A 24,580-nucleotide genomic window follows, 5' to 3' on the forward strand; every position below is an offset into this window, starting at 1 on the left:
TCGTCCTTTCCAGATCGCCGTGTGCGGCGACCGTTTCACCGACCGCGGAACTGCGGTGCACGTTTCTCGAGGAAGGCGGAAGTGCCTTCCTTCTTGTCTTCCGTTGCGGCGCAGATGCCGAAATAGGACGCTTCGAGCGCAAATCCCTCGGCCTGGCTGGTGTCCATCCCCTTGTTGGCCGCTTCCAGCGAGAATTTTACGGCGATCGGCGCGTTGGCGGAGATCTGCTTCAGGATCGTCTCGGCTCGCGCGATGAGATTGGCCGCGTGGACAACTTCGTTGACGAGTCCGATACGATAGGCTTCCTGGGCCGAGATTGTTTCTCCGGTGAGGATCAACTGCAACGCACGGCCCTTGCCCACCAAGCGCGGCAGGCGTTGCGTGCCGCCACCACCGGGCAGCAGGCCCAGCTTCACTTCGGGCTGCCCGAACTTGGCATGCTCCGCCGCGATCCTCATCGTGCAAGCCATCGCCGTCTCGCAACCGCCGCCAAGCGCAAAGCCATTGATCGCCGCGATCACCGGTTTGCCGAGATTTTCGATGAGGTCCAGCACGCTCTGCCCGAACCGGCTGGACTCTTCCGCTTCATAGGCGTCGACATGCGCGAGTTCACTGATGTCGGCGCCGGCGATGAAGGCCTTGTCGCCCGCGCCGGTGAGAATCACGCCGTGCACGGAAGCGTCGGCCTTTGCATCCTCGAATGCAGCCCGCAAATCGGTCCAGGTCGGCGTATTGAGCGCGTTGAGCACCTTGGGCCGGTTGACCATCACATAGGCGATCGAACCCTTTTTCTCGTACTGAACATTCGCAAGCGCCAATGCCGCCCTGGGCAAGGGGTTGGATACTGTTGCAGTCGCTGCAGCTTGCAAAACCATGATCATATCTCCTGGATGAGGGCGGCCGGCCTCAAAGTGCCGGCCGCTGCGATGTCACACGAAGGCGCCATGGCCGGTGATAGCTTTTCCGACGATCAGATTTTGCATCTGATCAGATTTTGCATCTGATAGGTGCCTTCGTAGGAATAGAGCGCCTCGGCATCGGCGAAGAAGCGTGCGAAATTAACTGCCTTCGCAACCGCGTCTTGAGAAGATTTCAATTGGCCTCGACATGTCGTACCTCTCTTGCGATCAGGATCGTGTTAACTCAAAGTTCGATCGTGATTATGCCGCGCAAGCCGATGATCATCTTTGATGAGACTGTCGTCTCTGGAACGGTTCTGCTTCTAACTCCACGTCTGAAAAGCGCGACGCTTTCGTCACCTTTGAAAACAATCGCGAACCAGCTCGAGCGCAGCGGTTGAAAAGGTTCGTGCGACCGCTGGCGGAATTCTGACGCCACGGTCTAGCAATCCCGAACTCAGCGTTGATTGGGGGCGCCAATCGGCCAGATTTGCCGGTCAGAGCTGCGTCGCGAGTAAAGTCCTCTCGCGGCTCTGGAGTACGAACTGTTGCGCGAGCACCGCAGGGTCGTATCCAAACCGATGGGGCGCCCCGCGTATGCGCTCGAGCCTACGGTGAGGTCATTCGGGTCGCTGGATCGTGCTCCATGCTGCCCGATCCGCTTTTTGAACAGTACTGATAATACGGCTCGCTTGCTATCGCTGGAGAGCCCGACGCCATGCGCCCGGACTTACGCCGACTGTCTGTCTGAAAGCTCGCGTGAGGTGACTTTGGTCGCTGAAGCCGCACTCCGTGGCCACATCCGATAGCGACAGCCCGTCATCGCGCAGCTTTTCCTTGGATAACACGACGCGCTGCTCGATTAGCCATTTGTGCGGCGACACGCCCAGCGTTCGACGGAAGGCGTGCGAGAAATAACCCACTGATAGACCGCACTCTCGCGCTACCTCCATGAGCGTCACACTGCGCTTGACGCTGGCGCGAAGAATTTCCGTCGCGCGTCGCTCCTGCCATGGCGCGAGCCCACCCCGGACCGGCCGCGACATTGGCCGCATGCCGCCATAGGTCTGAGCAACATGCACCCCGACCGCCAGCAGGACGTGGTCGAGAAACAACGGGTTAGCTTGGTCGGGATGGCTGAGGGCAGGCAGCAGCAAGTTCCCCAGGCAGGAAATCGTGCCATCGTTGACACCCGTGCCGGGCTTATAGCTCAGATCGCCAATTCGCGGCGCATTGGCGTCGTCAGCGATCGCGTCTAGCGCCGCACGCGGCAGATAAAATGAAAGCACGTGATAGGGTTTGTCGAGGAGACCTCTGGGATCTCGCTTCAGGTCATGGAGACAACTCTCGCCGGCCCGCAAGTCGCCCACCGACGCTCGTCGGCCATCCTCCCAATACTCGCCATTGGGACGATCGCGGAGGTGCAAAGCGACGGCAAAAGCATCTTCCCGCCGCATCGACCCGCTCATTTCCGGCAGCGGATTATCGCATCGAATCTCCGTGACCGCTATATCAGCTGCACGCAATATCCGGGTAACGATCACCGGTGCGTTTTCGACTCGCAATGCCTCGCCAAGCCGTTGTCCATAAGTCTCGGTCATCACTCGCTCAATAGCTCAAAGGGCCAAACTGTAGATCCTCATTTTTTTGCTCCTTGGATTGGACGTCGCGACCGGCATCGGAGACGGTCATCATGAGGCCTTCCCGTCGCATGAGCGTTAACTATCTTTCCGGTGCGACGATCCCACAGTTGTTCAAGTTATTCTTGAACGGACGTGATCCCAGCTGACCGCTTTATGCTCTTTTGGGGGTGGACTCATTGGCACGCTGCCAAATGCGTATGGATGCGAGCTAGACGAAGGCTAGATAATTGGCGGGGGCTCGTCCTATCGGCTCACGCCGGCTCCCAAGGTCGCGCCTCCAGCTGGATGGACTTTGACCAAACGCCTGTCTCATGCCGAGGTTATGAACAACATGAAGACGATGGTGGGGATCGCCACGAAGGATGCACCGACCAGCGCCGGTGCACCGGACGAACTCAGATTGTTGAACCGCTTCTACCCATCGCATTCGTAGGCTCCGAAATCGGCGGCCTGAACGGCATTGGTTCGGTTCAGCTAAGACACTTCAATTTTATGAGTCGTCCTTACTTAGCGGCTATATCGCCTCGCAGTGGTGTCCACGATCGAAACCCGACGGGTACCCTTACTGCGCTTTTTTGATACGGCAGGGTCGAACCATCTCGACCGCGACCTCCTTCAATGTGCCATCGAATACGTTTGTTGGCATCAACCGTGATTGCGGGCGGAACGCAAAAGCTGCGACTTTGATATCTGGCGAGGTCGAGATACTCATCGTTCTGCGCGGTAAATTGGTAGTCTGCGAAAAGTGCGACGGCGTGCCCCGGACGTTTCTTGTCAAGTTCGACACCCATCGGAAGGATTTGAGCGATAGATCGGGATCATTCCAGAACACCACCGCCAGGACGTCGCCTGCAAAATGCCAGGGTGGCGGCGGGACTAAAGCGGCGACACCCAAGGGGGAGCGAGGAGCGGTGAATCCTTTAAGCATTTCCTCGTCCCACCACCGATAGCCTATCAGCGCATTATTTGAACGTGAGCTGTTAGCGTTGGCGTCGATTCCAACGCTTGGACAAACGTATGACTTGGTGGTTCGTGCGCGCCCGGTGTTTATGCGAAGCCGATTGAACCGGGCAACCTCGCTATCTCCTCGATGCTCCGCCCCGTTCTTGCGAGGCAAGAGCGACAACGGGGCAGAAAGTTACAAACTCCGACATTTCGCGACAAGCGCGCTGCAGCCAACGTGTATCGAGGCCTGCATGAAAGCTCGGATGATCGTGGAAAACTGCGAATTGAAACTGCTTCGGCCGATGCCTTTGGCGCGTTTGTGCGTGTCGGCGGCCCTGCTGTCCACAACGGCCACGCCCGCTTTCTCCTCACAAGGAACACCGGAGCAGCGCTTGGCCTGCACCCCTGACGTGTTCAGACTTTGCAGCGCGTTCATCCCGGATGCAGATGAGATATCGATTTGCCTCAAAGAGAAGTACGCCAACCTAAGCGATGCTTGCAGGGCGGCCCTCGATGCGGGAGGGAAGCAGCCGCCCAATGCGGACGATAGCGCTCAATCTCGCAAGCGCTCCGCAAATAGCGCGATAAGAGTGATGTCAGTTCGCCAAATAAGGTTTGTGCTAGTGAACGACATTGCACCGCGCGGGCCCTCTTGCTATCGCTTGAGAGTCCGACGCCACGCGCCCGGACTTACGCCGACCGTCTGTCTGAAAGCTCGCGCGAGGTGACTTTGGTCGCTGAAGCCGCACTCCGCGGCCACATCCGATAACGACAGCCCGTCATCGCGCAGCTTTTCCTTGGATAGCGCGACGCGCTGCTCAATTAGCCACTGGTGCGGCGCCATACCCAACGTGCGACGGAAGGCATGCGAGAAATAACCCACTGACAGGCCGCACTCTCGCGCCACCTCCCTGAGCGCCACACCGCCTTTGAGGTTGGCGCGAAGAATTTCCGTCGCGCGTCGCTCCTGCCAGGGCGCGAGCCCACCCCGGGCCGGCCGCGACACTGGCCGCATGCCTCCATAGGTTTGAGCGATATGCGCCCCGACCGCCAGCAGGACGTGGTCGACAAACAACGGGTTAGCTTGGTCGGGATGGCTGAGGGCGGGCAGCAGCAAGCTCCCCAGGCCGGAAATCGTGACGTCGTTGACGCCCGCGCCGGGCTTATAGCTCAGATCGCGAATTCGCGGCGCGTTGGCATCGTCAGCGATCGCGTCCAGCGCCGCACGCGGCAGATAGAAAGCCAGACATTGATAGGGATTGCGGATGAGCGCGGCGGGATCTCGCTTCAGGTCATGGAGAGAACTCTCGCCAATCCGCTGGTCCCACACCGACACTCGTCGGCCATCCTCCCAACATTCGCAATTGGGAGAATCGCGAAGGTACAAAGCGACGATAAAAGCATCTTCCGGCTGCATCGAGCCGCTCAATTCCGGCAGCGGATTATCGCATCGAATCTCCGTGACCGCCATATCAGCTGTACGCAATGCCCGGGTAACGATCGCGGGTGCGTTTCCGACTCGCAATGCCTTGCCAAGCCGTTGTCCATAAGCGTCGGTCAAAGGGCCAAACTGTAGATCCGCATTTTGTAGCTCCTTGGATCTGACGTCGCGACTGGCACCGGAAACGGTCATCGTCGATGAGGCTGTCCCATCGCATGAGCGTCAACTGTCAGTCCGATGGCAACGATCCCACAGCTGTTCAAGTAATTTTTTCTTGAACCCAGCTGTCTGCCTATGCTCTCTTGGGGCGCGGACTCATTAGCACGCAGCAAGTTCAAATGGATGAGCTAGATGAAGGGTGGAGATCAAGTTTTGTTGATGTCGATTTCGTGACCGATGGCGCCCTTTGGCGGTTTCAAGCAATCCGGCACCGGCCGCTTTCTTTAAATCTAGTATGCTACGCTTCGGTCCATCAGTGAGGAGGCGGCCAAATGCCAAAGTTGACCATCCTGGCGACCATAGAGGTCGCTCCCGGACGTATGGAAGAGTTACTGCCCCTTCTCATGGCGCACAGGGCGCGATGCCTGCGCGATGAGCCCGGTACGCTCCAATTCGAAGTCCTACGGCCACGCGATGGAGAGGATACGCGGTTGATGCTCTTTGAGGTCTACCGCGACGAAGCGGCCTTCGAGGCACACTGGAACGCGCCATCGAGGGCTCAGTACCGCGCAGAAGCAGGCGATAGGGTGACGGTCTCGGCGACGAAATTCACCCCACTTGAGTAGCGTCTGAGTATCCGCGTACTATTCCGTCACCTCCACAACCAGCGCAGGCATCGTCTCACCGGTATCAGCGTTCGTGTATTGGATCTGCGCGGTGTAATCGCCGTTCGGCTGCCAGTTAATCGTGATGTCGGGCTCAGGGTCGTGCGCGACCGAGTCCTCAAGATACATCTGGTATCTGATCACGCCTTCAAGCAACCCTTCGGTTGTTTGGCCGACGTACCACGGCGCCGAGCCGCCATAAGTCGGAACGTTGACCACGTCGAGCCGGTCCAAATTCTCTTGCGCGTCCTTTGCGATGCCTTGCTCGATGTCGGCGGGCATCATTGAGGGCGGCGGCGTTTGCATGTCTGTCTCGGTAATCCTATTTTACCTCTTTTGATCGCCGCGGCCCTCGACCACGGACTAAAACGGACAGGATGGCATGCGCTCACCTGATGGCTCCAGCAAAATCTTGATGCCTTAGATCGCGCGGCTCTGCTTTACCGGGCGGTTCAATTGGATGCGCAAGATGCTTCCATCGTGTTCGGTAACAATCTCATCCATTGCCAAAGTCCTGGTCCTTTGGTGTGAAGCTAACCACCCTACATCCTTCGTGTCACCACCCCTCCAGCACGATCTTGCCGCGCGACTTGCCGCTTTCCAGGAGCGCATGGGCGCGCTTCAAATTCGCCGCGTTGATGATGCCGAAGGTCTGGTGCATCGTGGTGCGCAGCACGCCCTTGTCGATCAGGTCACTGACGTCGTTTAGCAGATTGTGCTGGGCAATCATATCAGGCGTCTGGAACGATGAGCGGGTGAACATCGATTCCCAGTGGACCGAGATCGCCTTGCCCATGAACACCGCAACATTGAACTCGGCGGGGTTATCGATCAGGCCGTATTTGCCCTGCGGCGCCATCACTTCCGCAATCGCCTTGTAGTGCTGGTCGGTGTTGGTGAGGCTTGCGACCAGCGCGAGCGGCGGTGCTTTCAGCTTCTCGATCTGCTCCTTCAGCGGCTTGGCGTGGTCGACCACGGCATGCGCGCCGAGCTCGAGGCACCACTTTTGTGATTCAGGTCGCGTTGCGGTCGCTACCACGGCTAGGCCGGTCAGCCGGCGCGCGAGCTGGGTCAGGATCGAGCCGACGCCTCCGGCGCCGCCCACAATCAACAGCGTGCGCGGATCAAAACTCTTGCCGGGCAGCGCGCCGAGGCGGTCGAACAGCAACTCCCAGGCAGTCAGCGAGGTCAGCGGTAGCGCTGCCGCCTGCGCAAATGACAGCGTCCTGGGCTTCTTGCCGACGATGCGCTCATCGACCAGATGAAATTCGGAGTTGGTCCCCTGGCGCAGGATCGAGCCGGCGTAGAAGACCTCATCGCCCGGCTTGAAGAGGGAGACATCAGGTCCGACCGCATCGACGGTGCCTGCGGCATCGAAGCCCAGAATCTTGTATTCGCCTGTTGGCGGCGCCGCGCGCTTGCGGACCTTGTAGTCGACCGGATTGGCCGAGATGGCCTTCACCGCAACGCGGATATCGCGTCCCTTCGGTTCCGGCTTTGCGGTCTCGAAATCGAGCAGGGCGTCCTTGTCCTCGATCGATAGCGATTTCTGGTATCCAACGGCCTTCATTGCTGTCCTCCCTGTGCACGGCTCATCACGGCGTCGCCAATAAACTTGTCGACTGTTCCGCCTTCGGCGAGGAAAGCCTCTGTAAGCACGGAGAAATACCGCGAATTTGGCGCATGAGCATGTCGGGGTCGGCTGACTCGGCGATAGTCGTAAAGTCTCTAACGTCGGTAAAAACGACGGTAACCTCCTCTCTGACTCCGCCAAACTCAGCAGATACGGATTTGTCCATCACCCCTCGGACGATCTCCTTAGGAACGAATCGCGCGAACGACCGTATGGTGCGCTGCGCGAGATTCATTGCACTGCCAAGTTCGTGAATTTCCTTAATGCGTGATGCGACCGGCGAGGGGGTGGGATCGGCCAGCTTCTGGAGTGGGGGAGAGTTGGGCCACGATGCATCCTCAGCACGGACGGCGCTTGTACGTGGCTGCTCGATTAGGAACAATCTTGCTCTAAACTTTAGTGATGAGAGTCGAGCACATGGCGGCGCCAGCTGTGTATCTTGAGCAAAAATAGCCTACGAAGCGATCTGTTCGTGACTTCGCGGGACAGGCTCCCAAAATCCCCTCTTATGCCGATTGACAGCAGCTCGGAGCAGCGCATAAGAGCATGGGAGATCAATAGCTGTCATGTTCTCGGCAGGACGTCATGTCTGACAAGGGACAACCTGCTCTATCGAAGGGCACGTATTCGTTCGGGCCTTTCCGTCTCTGTCTCGCTGAGCGTCGTCTCAAAAGGGACCGCGTCGCGGTAGAGATCGGTAGTCGTGCGCTTGATATCCTGATTGCACTGATCGAAGGCTCCGGCGAGATCGTCAGCAACCAGACCCTCATCGAAAAAGCATGGCCCAATACCTTCGTCGACGAGTCCAATTTGCGCGTCCACATGGTGACGCTGCGCAAGGCACTCGGGGATGACAGGAAGAAAGTCCGCTATATTTCGAACATTCCAGGGCGTGGCTACCGCTTTGTAATGCCGGCTTCCCTACTATCGGCAGCGCCTGGCATCTCGCGAGACTCTCGTCCGTCGAAAGCAGTCGCGCACGCGGCCTCGAAAGACTCTTCGGCCCGCAGAATGGCCTAGGCCTAAACCCTACTCCTCGGCGGAGTAGAAGCTCTCTGGCAGGCTCGCGAACAGCTCTGTCTGGCGAACGAGGTGTGCTCGCATCGCCGCCGCGGCAGCGTCAGGGTCGCCACGGCGGATGCTTTCGACGATCTTGCGATGCTCCTGCTGCGCAATTGGAATGAAGGAATTGCTGCTGTCGTATTGGCGCATCTGGCTTTGCAAGATCTGCAACTGCAGTTGCCGCGCAAAATCACGGATCACGGGATTGCCGGCGATCGTCAGTATCAGGTCGTGAAGCGCGCGGTTGAGGCTTAAGAAGGTCTCCCGAGCCTGTTCCAACGCCGCCTTCTCGATTGCAGCGGATAGCGCCTCGAATTCGCGCTGGCGGTCTGAGGTGGCGTATCGGCGCGCAGCCAGCGCCGCCGCTTCGGCCTCGATAGCAGCCCGCGCCTCGTTAACCGAGCGCAGTTCCTCGCGCGAGAACATCCGGACTCTCGGAGCGTAGTTGAAACGCAAGTCGATGAGCCCTTCCGCGGCGAGTCTCCTCAGCGCTTCTCGAACAGTCCCGCGGCTCACACTGTATTGACGAGTGAGCGCCTCGACGGTCAGCTTCTGTCCGGCTACCAGCCGCCCCTCGCTGACGTCAGCTTGAATGCCATCGATAACCGTACCCACCGCGGACGTTGATCGTCGCCTGGCGGTTACGTCAGCTCTAAGTGCGTCGGCCGCAAACGCAGTGCTATCCACACTCACTTGATGCCTCCTATTCCCCAACTCTGGCTCGGTGCGAACGATCGACTGCGGAGTCGCCTCGTTCAACGCAGTCGCAAGAGGTGGAACTTCGTGGGTCGGCGTCGACGTAATGGTGCTGACGCCGCGGTCTTCTTACGCCCTCTGGCGCCCGAGGTCACGAGACCAAAACTCAAGCGACCTGCGCCGCTCGGTCTTAGGATGGCGTCCTGGAAGCCTTATAGCAACCCGTGCGCCTCGCAATGAGAGCCTGCCGCAGCGCCACCCACTCATTGTTGACGCGTCAGAACGGCAACGGGCGTTCGCCCCAGGACGACGGCGCCAGCGCTTCGCCCGTTGACCCGCTGAGCTCGCCCTCGCGGTCGGCCAGATCGACGAGGCAATTGCTCAGGCGGCGCAACATGGACTTCGCCTCGACGACGTAGAATCCGCGCCCTGCAAGTCGACCAGTATGCGGCCGACGAGTCCGCGATCGCCTCGGTCAACTCGTCCAGCTTCGAGATGACCAAGGCGATCACCATGGCCATGCCAATCTGGCCCGTCCTCGGCGCACCGCGCTGGTCGTTTCGATTCCGGTAATGCCTAGCTCAAGAAAAACCAATTTGGTCAAAATGACTATGTGGAAAGCGGCTCGCGGACGCTGAAAGGGAGCTGTCGAGCGCCGGAAGTAATGTGGGTTCACGCGCCGCTCAGGTACGGCACTTCATAAATCGTAGCCTCGTTTCAGATCCCGTCAGGTGATGCGCTCACCAGGTAAACTTTTCGAATTGCCGAATGACCCCTTTGCGCCAGAAGCGGCCAGTAGCAAATCGAATAAAAACGATGTCTGCTCTTCACGCAGAAGCGGACATCGCCCGCCAGATTAGCCATATCCGAATAGTGCAACTCCGGACATGGCCATGCACTGCACAAACTAACGCTTTGTGCCAATACCTGACCTGCCAAATGCGACTGCTCACAGGCAAAGCGGACTATCGCAAATCCACCTGCCACCGCGTCATCGCTGGACACGCCATTGAACGAGCGCGCGTCATTTAAAAATCTGTCGGCCATTGGGCGTTTCCGCTGCAAACCATGAAATGCAACCGGCGCCGGGAAGAGCATGCAAACGCTGAAGTCATCCAATTCGAATCGCCACTTGAAAAAAACTGCTCCCTTTTGCGAGTTGAGCCTAGCTCAGACTAGCGTGTGCAGCGGGGAAACATTACACCCCCGCAGTGAAGGAATGGATGGAACCGGGGCCCGCCACGGCCTCGGACCAGTCCGAAAGCGCGCGTTTTGAAGTTTCAGGGGTTTCGAAGTTCGCGTTCGCCCCCGAACAAGGAGGCATGATGAAATCGAAGGACGCAGGGGATAGGGAGAGTTTGATCTCCCGGCGGACGGCTCTTGTAGCAAGTGCTGTCGCGGCTGCGGCTCCGTTGTTTTCCCTCAGCACCGCGACCGCCCAATCTACCCATAAAACTGCTGCCCAGACAAAAGGAGCCGAGAGCATGACATTTGTAACGACCAAAGACGGGACGCAGATATTCTACAAGGATTGGGGGCCGAAGACCGCGCAGCCCCTCGTCTTTCATCATGGCTGGCCGCTCAGCTCGGATGACTGGGACGCTCAGATGTTGTTCTTCGTCGCCCAAGGCTTCCGGGTCGTCGCCCATGATCGCCGCGGCCACGGCCGCTCGACGCAGGTCAGCGACGGGCACGACATGGATCACTACGCCGCCGATGCGGCTGCGGTCGCCGAGCATCTCGATCTCCGCAAGGCCGTCCATATCGGCCACTCCACCGGCGGCGGCGAAGTGGCACGTTATGTCGCGAAGTATGGTGAGCCTCAGGGTCGCGTCGCCAAAGCCGTTCTGATCAGCGCTGTTCCGCCGCTCATGCTCAAGACCGACAAAAATCCCGACGGGACCCCGATTGAGGTGTTCGATGGCTTCCGCAAGGCGCTGGCCGCCAACCGGTCGCAGTTCTATCTCGATGTGGCATCCGGTCCGTTTTATGGCTTCAATCGCTCGGGTGCGAAGGTTTCGCAGGGAATTATCCAGAATTGGTGGCGCCAGGGCATGACGGGTGGCGCCAAGGCTCATTATGACGGCATCAAGGCCTTCTCGGAGACCGACCAGACGGAAGATCTGAAAGCGATCAAGGTGCCGACGCTCATCATGCAGGGCGACGACGACCAAGTCGTACCCTACAAGGACGCCGCACTGCTTCAGGCCAAGTTTCTCAAGAGCAGCAGGCTCAAAGTCTATCCCGGCTTTCCGCACGGCATGTGCACAACGAATGCAGACGTGATCAATTCCGACTTGCTCGCTTTCATTCGGTCGTGATCGCCGTTGCCGAACCGGCGTGAGCCGGTTCGGCAACCACCGTCGAGCCACTCGCGGCGGAAGCTGGATCTGAGGGCTGCGCCTCGCGGCAGAAGATTCGTGAAGTCAGACATCAACTTTGAAGCGCGGACCTAACGCTCGCCGGCCGTCTCTAATCGAACTCGCAAGCGATCGGAATCGAAGTCCCTATCACCTACCCGTAGGTTACCTCGCCGCGAACGATTGCAATTTCTGCTTCGGGTCATCAACGGTCCGGATGATCCCGAAATCTCACTTCCGTTCCGCCCCCAGGAGCGGACATGCCTGTGAACGGCAGCTTTGCGCCAAAACCGGCCATTGCATCCACACGGCGGACTCGACGGCTGCCGCCGCAGGCGGAGGTCACATTGCTCGATTCTGGTGCTCTTTCCGATCGCCCTCCCAGTGATAGCGTAGGACTGCAATCAAGCCGCGATCTGCTCAGCTATCGATCGGGGCAGCACGAGCTGTTGAGGGGATTACCGCCAGGGCAGGCGAAAGACGGGGCCAATGACGCCAACCGCATTACATGACTACGCTCGGCTGGCTTTTGCCTCCCCCAATCGATGGCATCGTCGACAAGAAGCATCGGCGTCCGGTGCACCAACGCCGTAAGAATGGGGTGTCAAAGGCAGTCGGTGATCACTTGGAATCGGAAACCAGATTTCCGACGTTCCTTCCCAGATTCAGCTCGAACTCGCCAGGCTTTCCTATTCCCCGCTGGATCAGGACGGGAATGCGCTTCTTTGCGCCGTCCCACGCGAATGACTTGAAGAAGGTGTCCTGTACGGCCTTCAACTGTGCGGGATCGGCCAGACCAGTTCGATTGATAGCCGCCTTCGCAGTGCTCAAGGCTTGTTTGTCGAACGAAAGGACGCGGCGGACGTAATTCGCCACGAACGCGTCAAGTTCAGCATCGGGTATTGCCCGATTGATCCAGCCGTACCGTTCCGCGGTGTCGGCGTCGTAATCATCCGCCCCAAGGATGATCTCAATTGCTCGTGCACGACCGACCAGCAGGGGTAGCCTGTCGAGCGCGCCGCCACCCGGGATCAGTCCAGTGGCGACCTCAGGTTGGCCGAAGATCGCTTTTTCCCGGCTGGCAAAACGGATGTCGCTGCCCATTGTGAATTCGCTTCCGCCGCCGCGCACCCTGCCACGGATAACAGCAATGCTCAGAACACTGCTCTTGGAAAGACGATCGGCTGCCTCAATCCAGCGCGGCACGCCGAACCGGCTGCGCGGCTCAGCGCTACTGTAATGGGCGATGAAGAAGTCTGGATTGGCGCTCTCGAAGGTGACGATCTTGAGCGACTGGTCGGCTTCGATTTCACCCACCAGGTCATAGAACTCATCGTACATGCGATCGGTAATGGCATTGATGGGAGGGTTATTCAGCGTGACCCGCCAATAGCCGGGCACGGATTTATCGGTGGTTAGCGCCTTCGGTTGCTCAGTCATTTTTGTGGTCCCCTGGGCATGTGCGAGAAATGCGGAAAGAGCGTTTGCCGCCAACGCGGCAGCGAAGAAGAGTTTGACCGCGTTCTTGAAGCTCTTGTTGATCCTTTGATTGGTGGCTACAACCGACATTGCGGGCGGGAGTCATATCGCTTTAAATTTGGGATGCGTGATACCCAAGGCGCGTTATCTCCTATCTATTCCAACGTAACTTCAGAGCGACGGGTTCGGGTCATTCGTCCCAGGGCGCTGCCGCCATGATTTGTGATACCGTCGGGATTGGACGGCCGTGCAACGTGCAGCCGGCGGTGCGGGCAACATCGTCGGTCCAGGTCAGAACTTGTGCGGCGGGGTTGTGTTGGCAGTGCGCGACAAGGAGATCGCGGAATTCCGATTTGAACTTCATCCGCGGGTATTGTGCGAGGATTTCCTCGAGAACCTGTGGCGACACCTGATCGAGGCCAAGACCCAGAAAGTCGAGGCCGGCGCCGAGATGGACCAACGCTATCTCGTCTGCCAACCGTGTGGCGATGCCCGGGGAGGTATGCAGGGCGATCGCCCTCCAAACCAGATCGGCCCGCTCGGGTGACACGTGGTGCCTTGTGCAGAAATCGCGAGCTGCCTCGGCGCCATCCACCTCAAACCGGTTGTCGCCGCGATAGGGCGGGACCAGGCCAAGATCGTGCAAAACCGCCCCGTAAAACGCGGCCTCCTCATCGACCACCGAACGTCCGATACTCCTGACGGCAAGGCTTCCGAAAATGTACGTGCGCAGACAATGCGAGCAGAGAAATGCGAGTGAGCAGGACTCCAACAGGTCCACGGCCGCGTTGCATAAGGCCGTATCTGCAATCCTGACACCGGCCACCGATTTTACGCGTGCCAAAGTCATGGCTTTTTCCATTCAGCAAAGCCTACGTTATGCACCCGTCGACACCCGCTGCGGCCCACTGCAGCGCCTCTGAGCGTGAGAGAGGCCGGCATTGGTCTAGGATGAGACCGGGCCATGAGCGCCTCAGTACGCGAACCATCCCGCAAGTTGCCGGTTCTTTTCCTCGGTGAAGGGCGAGTAGAGATGTTCGATTGCGACGTCGGGCGGCGAGATCAGCATCGACTTGGCGTGTGTCAAGGCATCGAAGCCGTATTTCCCGTAGTAGTGGCCCATCCCGGCGGATCCGGTGCCGCCGAACGGCATGGTCTCGACGAACAGGTGAACGTTCACCAGATTCACGCCGCCTCCGCCGAAGGACAGCTGGCCGATGAACCGGTCGATGGTTTTCTGATCGCGGCTGAAGATGAAACCGGCGAGCGGACGTCCCGTTTTCGCCATCCGCGCCATCGCCTCATCGAAGGATTTATAGGTCAGGATCGGGAGGATGGGTCCGAAGACCTCGTCCTCCATGATCTTGTCGTCCCAGGTGACGGGATACAGAAGCGTGGGATCGAGATAGTGCGCATCGCGATCTGACTTGCCGCCGGCGATCACCTTGGCGGGATCGATGAGCGAGGCCAGCCGGTCGACCGTACGGGCGTTGATGATGCGCGAGTAGTCGGAGTTGGATTTCGGGTCATTGCCGAAGAGCTCAACCAAGGCCTTCTTGGCCTCGGCGCCGAAGGCGTCTGCGACGGACTCATGGACATAGGCGTAGCCCGGCGAGGTGCACCATTGGCCGCCCCAGGCCATCGCGCTCCAGACGATCTTTTTCGCCGCATCGGGAATATTCGCGGTCTCATCGACGATCGCCGGGTTCATCCCGCCGAGTTCGAGCAGAACGGGCGTGAGGTTTTTCGCTGCCGCTTGCGCAACGATCTTGCCGACAAAGGTGCTGCCGGTGAAGAAAATGAAGTCAAACGAGAGCTTCAGGAGCTCGGTGTTCTGTTCCTTGCCGCCAGCTACCATGGCTACGGCCGCCGGATCGAAATATTTCGGGATCAGGTCGAGCAGCACCTTGGTCGTTTCCGGGAGCGCTTCGCTCAGCGTGAGAATACAGGTGTTTCCGGCCGCGAGCGCCGCCAGCGCCGGACGGATCAGCAGGAGCAGGGGTCCGTTGAAGGGGCCGATGATGAGCGCCACGCCGTAGGGCTCGCGATAGATCATCCCCTTATGGCCGGTTTTGGCCAGGAACTGTGGCACCGGTGCTTCGACCGGCTTCATCCACTCTTTCAGCTGGCTCTTCTGGACCTCGCTCTCGCCAGCCGATGCCGCTGTCTCGAAGATGTATTCCTGCGAGGCCGTCTTGAATTCCTTCGCCATCGCCTGCTGGAAGCGCGCCTCGTTCTCCCTGATCATGCGGGCCATGCGATCGAGTTGGTCGACGCGCCATTCGTAGCTGCGTGTGACCCCGGTGGCGAAGAGCGCTTTCTGGGCGTCGAATATTTTCTGAAATTGATTCATCGGAACCACCGCCAGACGTCAGAATTGCCTACAGACTTTTTCTCAGCGACGCGACGCGGTACGCCGCATCTTCTCGACAGGACGTCTTCGCGTGCGCTCACAGAACGCTCGCCTTAATAGCGTTGATGGCGGTGTTGTCCCAATAACAATCCAGGCGCATGATTTTGCCCTCCGCGCTGTAGCGGATGATGTAGGCGTGGGCGATGCGGTCGGACTTGCCTTTCGTTACAAGGCCAGGGACACCCGCCGGCATGGCGCCGCCGAGCAACGCCTGTACGACGACGACGTTGCCTTCGCCCTGGATCATCTCAACTACCTCGACTCCGAAATCGGACACTGCCCCCAGCAGGCCGCGCCAGATTTGTTCAAGGCCACCCCGGATCGGCATGTCGCTTTTCTTGCCGTAAGGAAGATACCGTCCTTGCGCGCCGTCAGCGCAAAGAGCCAGCATGCCGTCGACGTCATGACCGTCGTAGGCGGCAAAAAACTTTTCGGTGATCGCCTTCAGATCTAGGCTGTTGCTCATATAAGCCCCTTGGGCTGCTGTTGATGACGGTGAGGCCTACACCATGGTCAGGACCATCCGAAAACGGGCTTCGCCCGACATCATCCGCGCATAAGCTTCCGCCGCCCGTTCGAGCGGCATGGTCTCGACCATGGCGGCGACGTCGCTCATCGCACTGAATCTGAGCGTCGCATCGCCAGCCCGCGGGGTGCCCGTCAGGGCGCCGTCGACGCCAAGTTGCTTGAAGAGAAGCTCGAATGCCGACACCTCGATCGGCTCATCGGTCGCACCGAGCGAAATCACCACGCCACCGCGCCGCAAGCCACCGAGGGCAGCGGCCACTGCCTTGCCGCCCGACGCCGTGGCCAGCACCACCTGCGCGCCGCCAAGCTTTTGCAGCTCTTTTGCGACGTCGGCTGCGGAGCTGTTCAAATAGTGATGCGCGCCCAGCTCTTTCGAAAGATTGGCGCGGTCGTCGCCGCGGTCGATCGCCACAACCTCGAAACCCATGTGACGCGCGTATTGCACGCCGAGATGACCAAGTCCGCCGACGCCGAATACCGCGACCAGGTCTCCTGCCCGCGCCGGCGCGTTTCTGAGCGCGCTAAAGGTCGTAAGGCCAGCGCATAGCAGGGGCGCCGCATCGACCGAGGAGAGGTCGTCCGGCACAGCAATCAAGCCACTCGCCTTGGCGATCATCATCTCGGCGTAGCCGCCATCGTGCTGCACACCGGTGTAGCCTTGGTTGGTGCAGTTCACGAGATCGCCGTCGCGGCAATAGTCGCAGTATCCGCAGTTGCCGCCGAGAAAGCCGATGCCGACCCGTTGGTTCAGCTTCCAGCCCTCAACGCCCTCTCCAATCGCGTCGATCCGTCCGACCGCTTCGTGGCCGGGTACTCGCGGCCACTCGATCGGCAAGATCCCCTCTACGGTCGCGGAATCTGAATGACACACGCCGCACGCCTCGACACGGATGCGGACCTGACCGGCAGGCGGATCGAGCAACGGCTTTTCGGTCAGCTCCAGCTTTCCAGGACTGACCGCCTGCACTGCGCGATAGGTGGACATCTTTTTTCCCACTTCGCCCTCCGCTACTCGCTGCTGTAATTGCTGTAATCGGAATTCTACCGAGCCGGCATTCCCCTGGGCCATGCCATTGGGCCACGTTTCCTGCCAAAATGTGAGTCGGTGCGGTTTGGGCACATCCCATTCCGCTTCTGACACTCCTGGTACTTCGTAAAGCTACGCGATCCGGCGTGCGCGCTCTTGTAAAAACGAAACATCCTTGGTCTGTTCGATTCGAATCGAGTAGGACCACGGCTGCTGTTCGCCTATTCAGGACTTCGGAGTAATTGCCTGCTGTCGCCGCCGCCAAGCGCCTGGGGAGATACCACGCAGACGCGTATAGGCTTTCGTGAAGTGGCTTTGATCGGCAAAACCGCAGGCGCGTGCGATCTCGGCGAGCGAGAGCCTACGGTCGAGTAATAGTCCATGCGCCTCATCAACCCGATGTTGAAGTAGCCATTGGTGCGGCGACAGACCCGTCGAACGCCGGAACGCGCGAGCGAAATGCCCGGCCGATAGCGAGCATTCCGTCGCAAGCTGCGCAAGAGAAACATCTCTCTGAAGGTTTGCGCTCATGAACTCTTTTGCCCGCCGTTCCTGCCATGTGGCGAGACCGCCTCGCGAGGGCACGGCGACGCTTCTCATGCCTCCATACGCGTGAGCGATATGAGTGGCTAAAGCCAGGCTTATATGGTCGGCAAAGAGCCGGGAGACCTGCTCAGGGTTATCGAACGCCGGCAAAAGCAGTTGCGTGAGTTCCCCTACAACGTGGTCCCTGACGCCCACGCCTGGAGTAAACTTCAGATCGGAAATCCTCGGGGCGTCAGCGTCGTCCGCGATCGCATCCAGAGTCTTCCGCTGCAGATAAAAATTCACCGAGTCGAGAGGGTCGTGGAAATAGAACCGTGGGCCTTGGCGCATGTCGTGAAACACGACGCCGCCTGCATGGAGCGGGTCGGTCTTTATCGGCTTGCCGTCCAACCAAAGTTCGCGGGAATTCTTTCCGTGTATCTGTATGACGATCATATAGGCGTCGTCGCGAGGCGACGGGTTGGTCACGGCGTCAAAAGGCATGACGAGTTCGCACCGCGTCGCCGCCAGGGAATTCTTTTGAATTGTCTTGATGACTGGAGCGAGCTCATCGGACAGCCGCAATATGTGCTGCATTCGCCTGTTGAAGATATCTCGCTTTGCCATCACACTCTCCGGCGCCGCCCAAGTCAATCCTCACCACTCCTCAGGCCGGGAATTTATAGCCGAACATCGGGAAACCGCTGCGCGACTGTTCCCACGTGGGCTCGTCCTGGCTGACGTCCCATTTTTGCTATATAGACCGCTAGTCCGCTTGAAGAAGACTTTGTAGGCTGGCTCCATGCTCGCGAGGCATGGATGTTGTTCTGATGGAGCTACCGGCGCTGAACTATAACGGCCCAGTGGTGATGGCGTCACGATCCGCTGCGGATCGGGCTGAACATGGGATTGCCGCTCGCCGTCGCGGATGCGGGCACTTCTTCCTGCATCACATCCCAGTGCTCAACCAACTTGCCGTTCACCACGCGGAAAATGTCGACCGCCACCATCGGCTTCGGTCCCCAGCCGACATAGCGGCCGTGCACCATGACCAAATTGCCCTCGGCCACGACCATGCCGGGCTCATAGGAAAAATCTTTGCTTAAGCTTTTGATAAGACCGGGAATGGCGGTCCGGCCGTTTGGAAATGGCGGGATTGTGCTGAATGTAGTCGGGGGCGAAATAGCGCTCAACCACACTCGGATCCCGGTCGATGAAGGCGCCGGTCAACGCGCGAAGGGCGATCTGTTTTGCGTCTTCCATCGGTACACTCCGCGGCTCAGCATGCGGGCGGAGTGTACCGAGCCCGGACCCCACCAGACCATGCCATCCGTCCCACCTTTTGTGCCAAATTTGGGATCGGAGCCGTCTCGCGGTCAGGCCGGGACTCGACCACTCTCAAGGCGCGCAACGTCGTCTCGCCTTTATGCCGCTCAGCGCGCCGATCGAAAGCGCTGCCTGTAGGCGGTCGGGCTCACGCCCAGGCGTCGCTGAAAGAGGCGGCGAAGGATTTCGGCGCTGGTGAAGCCGCTCGCTTAGCAATGGTCTCAAGTTGATCTTCGCCGTCCTCTATAGCGCGGCGCCGCCATCCGGGAATGCGAGGAGCACGGCTGGATGCAGGACGCGCCGACCCGCACGCCCGCGAGCGCGCTCTCCAGATCGCTTGCGAAGACCCGCCGCCCGGTTGCTCCCCGCCGGCCGCCGCGGTCGCGATCGCGGAGGTGCTGGACTCGATCGGCGACACTTGCCCGGAGTGCCCGCCCGGAATCGACTAGAACTGCCGGAACGCCGACCCGCCCGAGCCCGCCGCTTGCCATCTAACGCCCGGACACGCGCCTAGCCATCAAGTGCTTTCGCATGATTGAATGATTGCGGATCGCAGGAACGCGAGGGCAGGAGCAATGGACAAGCTGAGCTTTCAGAATCCCCTTTTCAACACCTATGCCATCGCCGCTTCCATCATGATTCTCAAAGCCGTCATGATGTCGTGGCTGACCGTCGTTCGGATGATGCAAGTCAAAGGCGGGTTTCGCTCGCCGGAGGACATCAAGAAGACGATCCTCAATCCCAACCCAAGCGCCGAACAGCTGGCGCCCAATGAGTACGTCGATCGCATCCGGCGGATTTCGTAGTGCTATAAGCCGACTTTCGGGCGTAGCCCACGACGCCAGCCAACGATCCGACGAAGACGATTGCTGGTGCGGGACTCTTCCGAAAATGCGGTAGGCAGGCCCGGGCGAGTAGTAACGGCCCATGGACATTGGTCTGGAAGGCTGTCTCCCAGTCGCGCATGTCCACATCTTCGAGCATACAGTTGGCGCTCCATGTCGCTGAGTTGATCAGCACGTCGAGTCGACCATAGGTAGCCATTGTTTTTTGCACTGCTGTATCGATGTCCACTCGCTTGGACACGTCCAGACGTCGCGCGACGCCTTGCCTCCGCTTTCGCGGATTTCCGACGCGACCCGCTCCGCGTTCTCCAGGTTGAGATCGGCCACGATCACCAGCCCATCGTTGGCCGCGAAGGTCCGCGCGCATGCTGCACCCATGCCGCTCCCGCCGCCGACAATCAATGCAGCGAGCCCTTCAATCTGTGATCGCTTCATCCAGTCTCGCGGCCGCTGGTCTGTTTCAGCAGGAGTCCTTGGTGTCGCTTCGCTCATCTCTCACGTCCCCTTCACGAGTTTCACGAATTGCAGCGATCAGCTCGCCGACGCAAAAATATCGCTGAACGGATCGTTCGATTTTTCCGACCGAACGGGCACATTTGTCATTTTCGATATTGCTCATCGCTGACCTTTTCTAGCCAATCCACGTTTCTGCCGCCTAGCGATTCTTGGATAGCGATGTGCGTCATTCCGGTGGTAGGCGAAGCGCCGTGCCAGTGCTTCAGCCCGGGCGGAAACCACACGACGTCGCCTGGACCAACGTCCTCGACGGGCCCGCCTTCGCGCTGCACCCAGCCGAGCCCTGCTGTGATGATCAGCGTTTGCCCAAGCGGATGCGTGTGCCAAGCTGTCCGAGCGCCAGGCTCGAACGTGACTTGGCCGGCGCCGACGCGTGCGGGATCCGGAGCTTGGAAGAGAGGGTCGATGCGGACCGATCCGGTGAACCAGTCCGCAGACCCCTTGGCGGCGGGACGAGAGCCGTTTCGTTTGATGTCGATATCCATGTTTAAACTCCTGCACTGCACGTTCGAGGTTTCCGCGCTGGCGCCCGTCGCCGCGAATGCAGCGAACCCGGTGGTGGCGACGATAACTTGTCGACGAGAGTACGACATTGCTACCGGGGCCTTTTCTCGATGACTTCCTTGACCACCGGCGCGGCCGAGAATGCGTTGGGCCAACCCGCATAGAAGGCGAGATGGCCGACGACCTCTCCGGCCTCCTCCTTCGTCAACCCGTTGTCCATCGCTCGGTTCAAATGATAGGTGATCTGCGCGACCTGGCCGGTCGCGACCAGGGCGCTGACGGTGACCAGGCTCCTGTCCCGTGGCGCGAGTCCCGGCCTCAGCCAGAGGTCTCGGAACAGCACATCGGTCGTGTACTGGACGAGGCTAGGCGTGATCTTTCCGAATTGCTGTTCGACTCGCGTGGCGCGCTGCGACTCCGCCGCGTCGTCCAAGGGAAGTTGCGGTCCGGAAGCTGGCGGCAGTTGATCGGCTCCGATATTGCGGCTCTTGAACACGTCCTTTGCTGCCGGAACGGCGTCGATGGCGTTGGCCCAGCCGGTATAGAACGCAAGATGCGTAATGATCTCCGAGATCTCGGCGGGCTTTACGCCGTTGTCGAGCGCGAGATTGAGATAGTTCGGCAGTTCGACCGTCTGACCGCGCGCGATCAGAGCGGCGACAGTGACGACGCTCCTGTCGCGCGCCGACAGTCCCGGCCGCTTCCATAGATCGCCGAGCACGACGCCTTTGGCATACTTTTCGAGGACCGGCGCGACGGCGCGAATGTCTTCTGTCGCAGGCATGACCTTGGTTCCTTCCATCTTGGTCGCTGCCGTCTGGGCAGTGGCCTGTACCACCAGGCAAAGCGTAAAGGTGATCGTCGTGAGGGTTCTCATCGGAAACTCCTTCTTTTTGAACGTGGCCCCGCCCGCTGAATCCGCGCGAATGCTTCAGATCGGCAGTCTTGGCGGTATGGCCCTCAGTGCGCGGTGAAGCCGCCGTCGACCGGCAGGCCTGCGCCGATTACGAAACTCGCGGCCGGACTACATAGCCACAACACGGCGGCCGCGACCTCTTCGGCCCGACCGAGGCGGCCGATTGGCTGCTGCTTCATGATTTCGGCCATCGCGTCGGCCTGGCCTTTGAGCATGTCGCCGACCATCGGCGTGTCGATTGTGCCGGGGCAGACCGCGTTGATGCGGATGCCGCGCGGGGCATATTCGACACCCGCGCTCTTGGTCATTCCGAGCACGGCGTGTTTGGTGCCGTGATAGGCTGCGCGTTGCGGAAGGCCGACGAGACCGCCCAAAGAAGAGCAATTGACGATCGCGCCGCTTCCTTGATCGCGCATCACGCGCAGCTCATGCTTCATGCAGGCCCAGACCCCTCGCTGGTTTACCGCGGTGACGCGCTCGAAATGTTCGATCGGCTCCTCGGCTGCGTCCGATGGCGGCACCTGGATGCCGGCGTTGTTGAATGCCATATCGAGCCGTCCGTATTCTGCGACCGCGCGGTCGACCATCGCCGCCACCTGCGCCTCGTTGGCGACGTCGCAGGCCAAGCCAATTGCGGTGCCGCCGTCCCTGACGATCCGCTCGGCTTCCTTTGCGGCGAGATCGCCGTCCAGGTCGGCCAAAATGACAGAGGCGCCGCTCTCGGCGAACATCCGTGCCGTTGCCAGTCCCATGCCCTGAGCGGCACCGGTGACAAGGGCCACCTGTCCTTTGAAGTCGTAGATCGGGTTCATCCAACGCCTCATTTTGTATTGCAGGATCATTGGACCGGCGCTTCGCTCGCGGCGAAAGACGGGACGTCGTCCATGTCGGTGGGCGCCGCGATTCCGGTCGACCACGCTGAACCTAGTTCTTTCGGGCTGGGAAGATTAGGTGATAGAAACTGATTGGAATCATTAGTGGAGGTAATGAATGAACCGCGAGAACGCAGGCGACCTCCTCGCGTTTCTGGCGGTCGCAAGGGAGCGCAGCTTCACAGGCGCGGGAGCCAAGCTTGGCATTTCGCAATCCGCTCTCAGCCAGACCGTCCGCCGCCGAATACCGGACAAGCCTTCAGCGTGGCGAACTTCATATTGGGCAGCATCGCGTCGATGCCGTAGATCGCCTTGCCGTTGACCTTGTCGGGCGTATCGAGCCGCTTCAGCGGCTTGCCGATCAGCACGAAATCCTTCGGGTCTTTCAGCGGGGCGTCCTTGGGCGGCACCTCGCTGCTCGCGGCCTGCGCCAACTCGCCATAGGAAAGCTTGCGCCCGCTCTCCTTGTGCATGACCTCGCTTTTGGCGGTCGTGCAGCTTGCCGGATCGAGCTGCCATTGCCGCGCCGCCGCCTGAACCAGCATGGCGCGCGCGCTGGCGCCGGCGGTGCGCAAGGGCGTCCACCACGCCCGGATGGAATTGGAATTACCGGTGGCCTGAATGCCGAACATCGGATTGCCGTAGAGCTTGTCGCTGGGCGGCGCATGCTCAAGCGTCACAAGCGAAAAATCGGCGTCGAGCTCTTCGGCCAAAATCATGGGTATCGAGGTGTAGACGCCCTACCCCATTTCGACCTGGGGCATGACCAGAATTGTTCTACCGGAACCATCAATGCGGATGAAAGCGTTCGGCGCGAACTCGCCAGTATCAGCATCTCTAGCTTGTACCGACTCGTTGAATGCGCGCACAGGAAGATGGAACGCCAACAGAAATCCTCCCGCCAATCCCGAGGTCAACAGGGAACGACGCGAAAATCCTTCAGAACCCTTCTGAACAACTGTCATGCGCCCCTCCTACGACTGACGTCCTGAAGCCGCCTGCTTGATCGCGGCTCGAATGCGCACATAGGTTCCGCATCGGCAGATATTTCCCGCCATCGCGGCATCGATATCGGAATCGTCGGGATTTGGCGTGTTGGCGAGCAATGCAGCTGCCGACATGAGCTGGCCGGATTGGCAGTAGCCACACTGGACCACTTCCAAATCAAGCCAGGCCTTTTGCACCTTTGCACCGGCCGATGTCGAAGCGATTCCTTCGATCGTCGTGACGGCGCGGTCGCGCACAGCGCCGACCGCCAACATGCAAGACCGTACCGGCTTGCCATCGATGTGCACGGTGCATGCGCCGCACTGCGCGATGCCGCAACCAAACTTCGTTCCGGTCAAACCGAGGATGTCACGAAGCACCCAGAGCAGTGGCATGTCGGGCGGAGCATCAAACGATTTCTGTTCACCGTTGATCGTCAGTTTTGCCATGGGATGATCCGATATGTCAGGCAGTCGTCTCAGGCTGCGAGCGTCGGTGCGAATTTCATCAGCCTGTCAGACGCCTCGGCGTAACGACGCGGTAGATTGAGCTGCCCTTCGCCGCGCATCCATGTTCCCAAGACACCTTCCCAATCGTGCGCTTGTGATGTCCATGAATCGTGATCGCGAGGATCAACGAACGCCCAATTGATGTAGTGTTTCGTGATTGGAAAATTGAATTCCGGCTGTGGCTATAGTCGCAGCGCGAAGCCAGCCCGTAATGCCGGCGACCTGCATCGGATCGGCCATCGCACAGTCGACGGCGCCCCTGGCCCGCGGGCTGCGCATCGTTGAGAATTTCAACCCACGCCCCCGACGATGCGCACATCCCGTTCGCAAGCATTGCCGAGCACTTTGAGGGCTTCTCGATAGGCGGGGCTGTCGTGGGCAGCGATAGCCTGTTCGACGCTATCGAACTCTGTCACCGTGGTGCGTTGAATAATCCCTTGTTCATAGGCTTTGACGGCTTCGCCGCGTGCAAGGAAGCGGCCACCATTGGCGGCTATCGCCGCCCCCGCAAGTTTTGCATATGCCGTCAGCGCGGTCGGATCGGAAACCGAACGATAAAGGGTGATCCAATATCCTTTTGCCAAGTTTGTTCTCCTTGGGAAGTTCACACGTCGCCGTTCGAGCAGACTC

The 24,580-nt window shown here is 59.7% G+C and carries 27 protein-coding genes and 5 pseudogenes; 7 read left to right on the plus strand and 25 right to left on the minus strand.

Annotated elements, in window-relative coordinates; translation table 11 throughout:
* Positions 1-35: 35 nt before the first annotated feature.
* From V1289_RS09250 to V1289_RS09260, 3 genes are all read right to left on the minus strand, one after another.
* Entirely contained in the window at positions 36-875 is an 840-nt protein-coding gene (locus V1289_RS09250; protein ID WP_334396661.1) for an enoyl-CoA hydratase-related protein, read from the minus strand.
* 95 nt (positions 876-970) lie between these two features.
* Positions 971-1,096, minus strand: coding sequence for a hypothetical protein (locus V1289_RS09255; RefSeq protein ID WP_334396662.1), 126 nt, complete (start codon positions 1,094-1,096; stop codon positions 971-973).
* Between the two features lie 498 nt (positions 1,097-1,594).
* Entirely contained in the window at positions 1,595-2,443 is an 849-nt protein-coding gene (locus V1289_RS09260; RefSeq protein WP_334396663.1) for a helix-turn-helix domain-containing protein, read from the minus strand.
* A gap of 391 nt (positions 2,444-2,834) precedes the next feature.
* Between V1289_RS09260 and V1289_RS09265 the strand changes: the two genes are divergently transcribed.
* Complete coding sequence (locus V1289_RS09265) at positions 2,835-2,975, plus strand: hypothetical protein (protein WP_334396664.1); 141 nt, start codon at positions 2,835-2,837, stop codon at positions 2,973-2,975.
* Between the two features lie 129 nt (positions 2,976-3,104).
* Here V1289_RS09265 and V1289_RS09270 read toward each other — a convergent pair whose 3' ends face one another.
* Positions 3,105-3,470, minus strand: a complete 366-nt coding sequence (locus V1289_RS09270; protein ID WP_334396665.1) for a hypothetical protein — start codon at positions 3,468-3,470, stop codon at positions 3,105-3,107.
* A gap of 672 nt (positions 3,471-4,142) precedes the next feature.
* Positions 4,143-5,120 carry a helix-turn-helix domain-containing protein gene (locus V1289_RS09275; RefSeq protein WP_334396666.1) on the minus strand — a complete coding sequence of 326 codons (978 nt, stop codon included), beginning with the start codon at positions 5,118-5,120 and terminating at the stop codon, positions 4,143-4,145.
* A 299-nt stretch (positions 5,121-5,419) separates the two neighbouring features.
* On the opposite strand from V1289_RS09275, the gene V1289_RS09280 reads away from it, so the two are divergent.
* Positions 5,420-5,713, plus strand: coding sequence for a putative quinol monooxygenase (locus V1289_RS09280; protein ID WP_334396667.1), 294 nt, complete (start codon positions 5,420-5,422; stop codon positions 5,711-5,713).
* An 18-nt stretch (positions 5,714-5,731) separates the two neighbouring features.
* Here V1289_RS09280 and V1289_RS09285 read toward each other — a convergent pair whose 3' ends face one another.
* Together V1289_RS09285 and V1289_RS09290 are read right to left on the minus strand one after the other, a co-directional pair.
* Positions 5,732-6,058 carry a hypothetical protein gene (locus V1289_RS09285; RefSeq protein ID WP_334396668.1) on the minus strand — a complete coding sequence of 109 codons (327 nt, stop codon included), beginning with the start codon at positions 6,056-6,058 and terminating at the stop codon, positions 5,732-5,734.
* Positions 6,059-6,308: 250 nt separating this feature from the next.
* A complete protein-coding gene (locus V1289_RS09290; protein ID WP_334396669.1) occupies positions 6,309-7,322 on the minus strand; it encodes a zinc-binding alcohol dehydrogenase family protein in 1,014 nt (337 codons plus the stop codon).
* A 648-nt stretch (positions 7,323-7,970) separates the two neighbouring features.
* Between V1289_RS09290 and V1289_RS09295 the strand changes: the two genes are divergently transcribed.
* On the plus strand, positions 7,971-8,405 hold the full coding sequence (locus tag V1289_RS09295) for a winged helix-turn-helix domain-containing protein (RefSeq protein ID WP_334396670.1): 435 nt from the start codon (positions 7,971-7,973) through the stop codon (positions 8,403-8,405).
* A 9-nt stretch (positions 8,406-8,414) separates the two neighbouring features.
* Here V1289_RS09295 and V1289_RS09300 read toward each other — a convergent pair whose 3' ends face one another.
* On the minus strand, positions 8,415-9,062 hold the full coding sequence (locus V1289_RS09300) for a GntR family transcriptional regulator (protein ID WP_334396671.1): 648 nt from the start codon (positions 9,060-9,062) through the stop codon (positions 8,415-8,417).
* Positions 9,063-9,860: 798 nt separating this feature from the next.
* A complete protein-coding gene (locus tag V1289_RS09305) occupies positions 9,861-10,190 on the minus strand; it encodes a hypothetical protein (protein WP_334396673.1) in 330 nt (109 codons plus the stop codon).
* Positions 10,191-10,627: 437 nt separating this feature from the next.
* Between V1289_RS09305 and V1289_RS09310 the strand changes: the two genes are divergently transcribed.
* On the plus strand, positions 10,628-11,464 hold the full coding sequence (locus V1289_RS09310) for an alpha/beta fold hydrolase (protein ID WP_334396674.1): 837 nt from the start codon (positions 10,628-10,630) through the stop codon (positions 11,462-11,464).
* Between the two features lie 660 nt (positions 11,465-12,124).
* On the opposite strand, the gene V1289_RS09315 is transcribed toward V1289_RS09310, so the two are convergent.
* From V1289_RS09315 to V1289_RS49615, 9 genes and pseudogenes are all read right to left on the minus strand, one after another.
* Complete coding sequence (locus V1289_RS09315; protein WP_334396675.1) at positions 12,125-13,072, minus strand: enoyl-CoA hydratase/isomerase family protein; 948 nt, start codon at positions 13,070-13,072, stop codon at positions 12,125-12,127.
* 100 nt (positions 13,073-13,172) lie between these two features.
* On the minus strand, positions 13,173-13,844 hold the full coding sequence (locus V1289_RS09320; RefSeq protein WP_334396676.1) for an HD domain-containing protein: 672 nt from the start codon (positions 13,842-13,844) through the stop codon (positions 13,173-13,175).
* Between the two features lie 111 nt (positions 13,845-13,955).
* Positions 13,956-15,335, minus strand: coding sequence for an aldehyde dehydrogenase family protein (locus V1289_RS09325; RefSeq protein WP_334396677.1), 1,380 nt, complete (start codon positions 15,333-15,335; stop codon positions 13,956-13,958).
* Positions 15,336-15,432: 97 nt separating this feature from the next.
* On the minus strand, positions 15,433-15,861 hold the full coding sequence (locus V1289_RS09330) for a nuclear transport factor 2 family protein (protein ID WP_334396678.1): 429 nt from the start codon (positions 15,859-15,861) through the stop codon (positions 15,433-15,435).
* 36 nt (positions 15,862-15,897) lie between these two features.
* Complete coding sequence (locus V1289_RS09335) at positions 15,898-16,908, minus strand: zinc-binding dehydrogenase (RefSeq protein ID WP_334396679.1); 1,011 nt, start codon at positions 16,906-16,908, stop codon at positions 15,898-15,900.
* Between the two features lie 267 nt (positions 16,909-17,175).
* Positions 17,176-18,102, minus strand: a complete 927-nt coding sequence (locus tag V1289_RS09340; protein WP_334396680.1) for an AraC family transcriptional regulator — start codon at positions 18,100-18,102, stop codon at positions 17,176-17,178.
* Positions 18,103-18,350: 248 nt separating this feature from the next.
* Positions 18,351-18,551, minus strand: coding sequence for a nuclear transport factor 2 family protein (locus V1289_RS09345; RefSeq protein WP_334396681.1), 201 nt, complete (start codon positions 18,549-18,551; stop codon positions 18,351-18,353).
* 7 nt (positions 18,552-18,558) lie between these two features.
* Positions 18,559-18,738, minus strand: coding sequence for a hypothetical protein (locus tag V1289_RS09350; RefSeq protein WP_334396682.1), 180 nt, complete (start codon positions 18,736-18,738; stop codon positions 18,559-18,561).
* A gap of 170 nt (positions 18,739-18,908) precedes the next feature.
* Positions 18,909-18,998 (minus strand): annotated as a pseudogene (locus V1289_RS49615) (hypothetical protein); the annotation flags it as partial.
* 61 nt (positions 18,999-19,059) lie between these two features.
* Here V1289_RS49615 and V1289_RS09355 point away from each other — a divergent pair.
* Positions 19,060-19,250: pseudogene (locus V1289_RS09355) on the plus strand (hypothetical protein); the annotation flags it as partial.
* A gap of 126 nt (positions 19,251-19,376) precedes the next feature.
* Positions 19,377-19,607, plus strand: coding sequence for a hypothetical protein (locus tag V1289_RS09360; protein ID WP_334396683.1), 231 nt, complete (start codon positions 19,377-19,379; stop codon positions 19,605-19,607).
* Here V1289_RS09360 and V1289_RS49620 read toward each other — a convergent pair.
* The 4 genes and pseudogenes from V1289_RS49620 to V1289_RS09380 form a co-directional block, all read right to left on the minus strand.
* A pseudogene (locus V1289_RS49620) lies at positions 19,537-20,138 on the minus strand (SDR family NAD(P)-dependent oxidoreductase). The gene V1289_RS09360 and the pseudogene V1289_RS49620 overlap by 71 nt on opposite strands.
* Before the next feature lie 107 nt (positions 20,139-20,245).
* On the minus strand, positions 20,246-20,641 hold the full coding sequence (locus tag V1289_RS09370) for a (R)-mandelonitrile lyase (RefSeq protein ID WP_334407366.1): 396 nt from the start codon (positions 20,639-20,641) through the stop codon (positions 20,246-20,248).
* Between the two features lie 116 nt (positions 20,642-20,757).
* Complete coding sequence (locus V1289_RS09375; RefSeq protein WP_442895978.1) at positions 20,758-21,543, minus strand: carboxymuconolactone decarboxylase family protein; 786 nt, start codon at positions 21,541-21,543, stop codon at positions 20,758-20,760.
* Positions 21,544-21,626: 83 nt separating this feature from the next.
* Positions 21,627-22,394 (minus strand): SDR family NAD(P)-dependent oxidoreductase, encoded by a 768-nt coding sequence (locus V1289_RS09380; RefSeq protein ID WP_334396685.1) that lies wholly within the window; start codon positions 22,392-22,394, stop codon positions 21,627-21,629.
* 178 nt (positions 22,395-22,572) lie between these two features.
* Here V1289_RS09380 and V1289_RS09385 point away from each other — a divergent pair.
* Positions 22,573-22,692 (plus strand): annotated as a pseudogene (locus tag V1289_RS09385) (LysR family transcriptional regulator); the annotation flags it as partial.
* On the opposite strand, the pseudogene V1289_RS09390 reads toward V1289_RS09385, so the two are convergent.
* The 3 genes and pseudogenes from V1289_RS09390 to V1289_RS09400 form a co-directional block, all read right to left on the minus strand.
* Positions 22,691-23,419 (minus strand): annotated as a pseudogene (locus V1289_RS09390) (molybdopterin cofactor-binding domain-containing protein); the annotation flags it as partial. The pseudogenes V1289_RS09385 and V1289_RS09390 sit on opposite strands and share 2 nt — an antisense overlap.
* Positions 23,420-23,428: 9 nt before the next feature.
* A complete protein-coding gene (locus tag V1289_RS09395; protein ID WP_334396686.1) occupies positions 23,429-23,890 on the minus strand; it encodes a (2Fe-2S)-binding protein in 462 nt (153 codons plus the stop codon).
* A 350-nt stretch (positions 23,891-24,240) separates the two neighbouring features.
* Positions 24,241-24,534 carry a DUF1330 domain-containing protein gene (locus V1289_RS09400; protein WP_334396687.1) on the minus strand — a complete coding sequence of 98 codons (294 nt, stop codon included), beginning with the start codon at positions 24,532-24,534 and terminating at the stop codon, positions 24,241-24,243.
* Positions 24,535-24,580: the final 46 nt, after the last annotated feature.

Source organism: Bradyrhizobium sp. AZCC 2289 (assembly GCF_036924615.1).
GTDB lineage: Bacteria > Pseudomonadota > Alphaproteobacteria > Rhizobiales > Xanthobacteraceae > Bradyrhizobium.

What these genes read in the sequence shown, in the direction of transcription:
- V1289_RS09340 (WP_334396680.1), bottom strand. Translation starts at nt 18,102, where the DNA reads ATGGCAAAGCGAGATATCTTCAACAGGCGAATGCAGCACATATTGCGG.
- V1289_RS09310 (WP_334396674.1), top strand. Translation starts at nt 10,628, where the DNA reads ATGACATTTGTAACGACCAAAGACGGGACGCAGATATTCTACAAGGAT.
- V1289_RS09325 (WP_334396677.1), bottom strand. Translation starts at nt 15,335, where the DNA reads ATGAATCAATTTCAGAAAATATTCGACGCCCAGAAAGCGCTCTTCGCC.
- V1289_RS09350 (WP_334396682.1), bottom strand. Translation starts at nt 18,738, where the DNA reads ATGGAAGACGCAAAACAGATCGCCCTTCGCGCGTTGACCGGCGCCTTC.
- V1289_RS09335 (WP_334396679.1), bottom strand. Translation starts at nt 16,908, where the DNA reads ATGTCCACCTATCGCGCAGTGCAGGCGGTCAGTCCTGGAAAGCTGGAG.
- V1289_RS09315 (WP_334396675.1), bottom strand. Translation starts at nt 13,072, where the DNA reads ATGTCGGTTGTAGCCACCAATCAAAGGATCAACAAGAGCTTCAAGAAC.
- V1289_RS09305 (WP_334396673.1), bottom strand. Translation starts at nt 10,190, where the DNA reads ATGGCCGACAGATTTTTAAATGACGCGCGCTCGTTCAATGGCGTGTCC.
- V1289_RS09250 (WP_334396661.1), bottom strand. Translation starts at nt 875, where the DNA reads ATGGTTTTGCAAGCTGCAGCGACTGCAACAGTATCCAACCCCTTGCCC.
- V1289_RS09395 (WP_334396686.1), bottom strand. Translation starts at nt 23,890, where the DNA reads ATGGCAAAACTGACGATCAACGGTGAACAGAAATCGTTTGATGCTCCG.
- V1289_RS09280 (WP_334396667.1), top strand. Translation starts at nt 5,420, where the DNA reads ATGCCAAAGTTGACCATCCTGGCGACCATAGAGGTCGCTCCCGGACGT.
- V1289_RS09290 (WP_334396669.1), bottom strand. Translation starts at nt 7,322, where the DNA reads ATGAAGGCCGTTGGATACCAGAAATCGCTATCGATCGAGGACAAGGAC.
- V1289_RS09320 (WP_334396676.1), bottom strand. Translation starts at nt 13,844, where the DNA reads ATGGAAAAAGCCATGACTTTGGCACGCGTAAAATCGGTGGCCGGTGTC.
- V1289_RS09285 (WP_334396668.1), bottom strand. Translation starts at nt 6,058, where the DNA reads ATGCAAACGCCGCCGCCCTCAATGATGCCCGCCGACATCGAGCAAGGC.
- V1289_RS09275 (WP_334396666.1), bottom strand. Translation starts at nt 5,120, where the DNA reads ATGACCGTTTCCGGTGCCAGTCGCGACGTCAGATCCAAGGAGCTACAA.
- V1289_RS09380 (WP_334396685.1), bottom strand. Translation starts at nt 22,394, where the DNA reads ATGAACCCGATCTACGACTTCAAAGGACAGGTGGCCCTTGTCACCGGT.
- V1289_RS09330 (WP_334396678.1), bottom strand. Translation starts at nt 15,861, where the DNA reads ATGAGCAACAGCCTAGATCTGAAGGCGATCACCGAAAAGTTTTTTGCC.
- V1289_RS09345 (WP_334396681.1), bottom strand. Translation starts at nt 18,551, where the DNA reads ATGGTCGTGGCCGAGGGCAATTTGGTCATGGTGCACGGCCGCTATGTC.
- V1289_RS09295 (WP_334396670.1), top strand. Translation starts at nt 7,971, where the DNA reads ATGTCTGACAAGGGACAACCTGCTCTATCGAAGGGCACGTATTCGTTC.
- V1289_RS09270 (WP_334396665.1), bottom strand. Translation starts at nt 3,470, where the DNA reads ATGCTTAAAGGATTCACCGCTCCTCGCTCCCCCTTGGGTGTCGCCGCT.
- V1289_RS09360 (WP_334396683.1), top strand. Translation starts at nt 19,377, where the DNA reads ATGGACAAGCTGAGCTTTCAGAATCCCCTTTTCAACACCTATGCCATC.
- V1289_RS09375 (WP_442895978.1), bottom strand. Translation starts at nt 21,543, where the DNA reads ATGAGAACCCTCACGACGATCACCTTTACGCTTTGCCTGGTGGTACAG.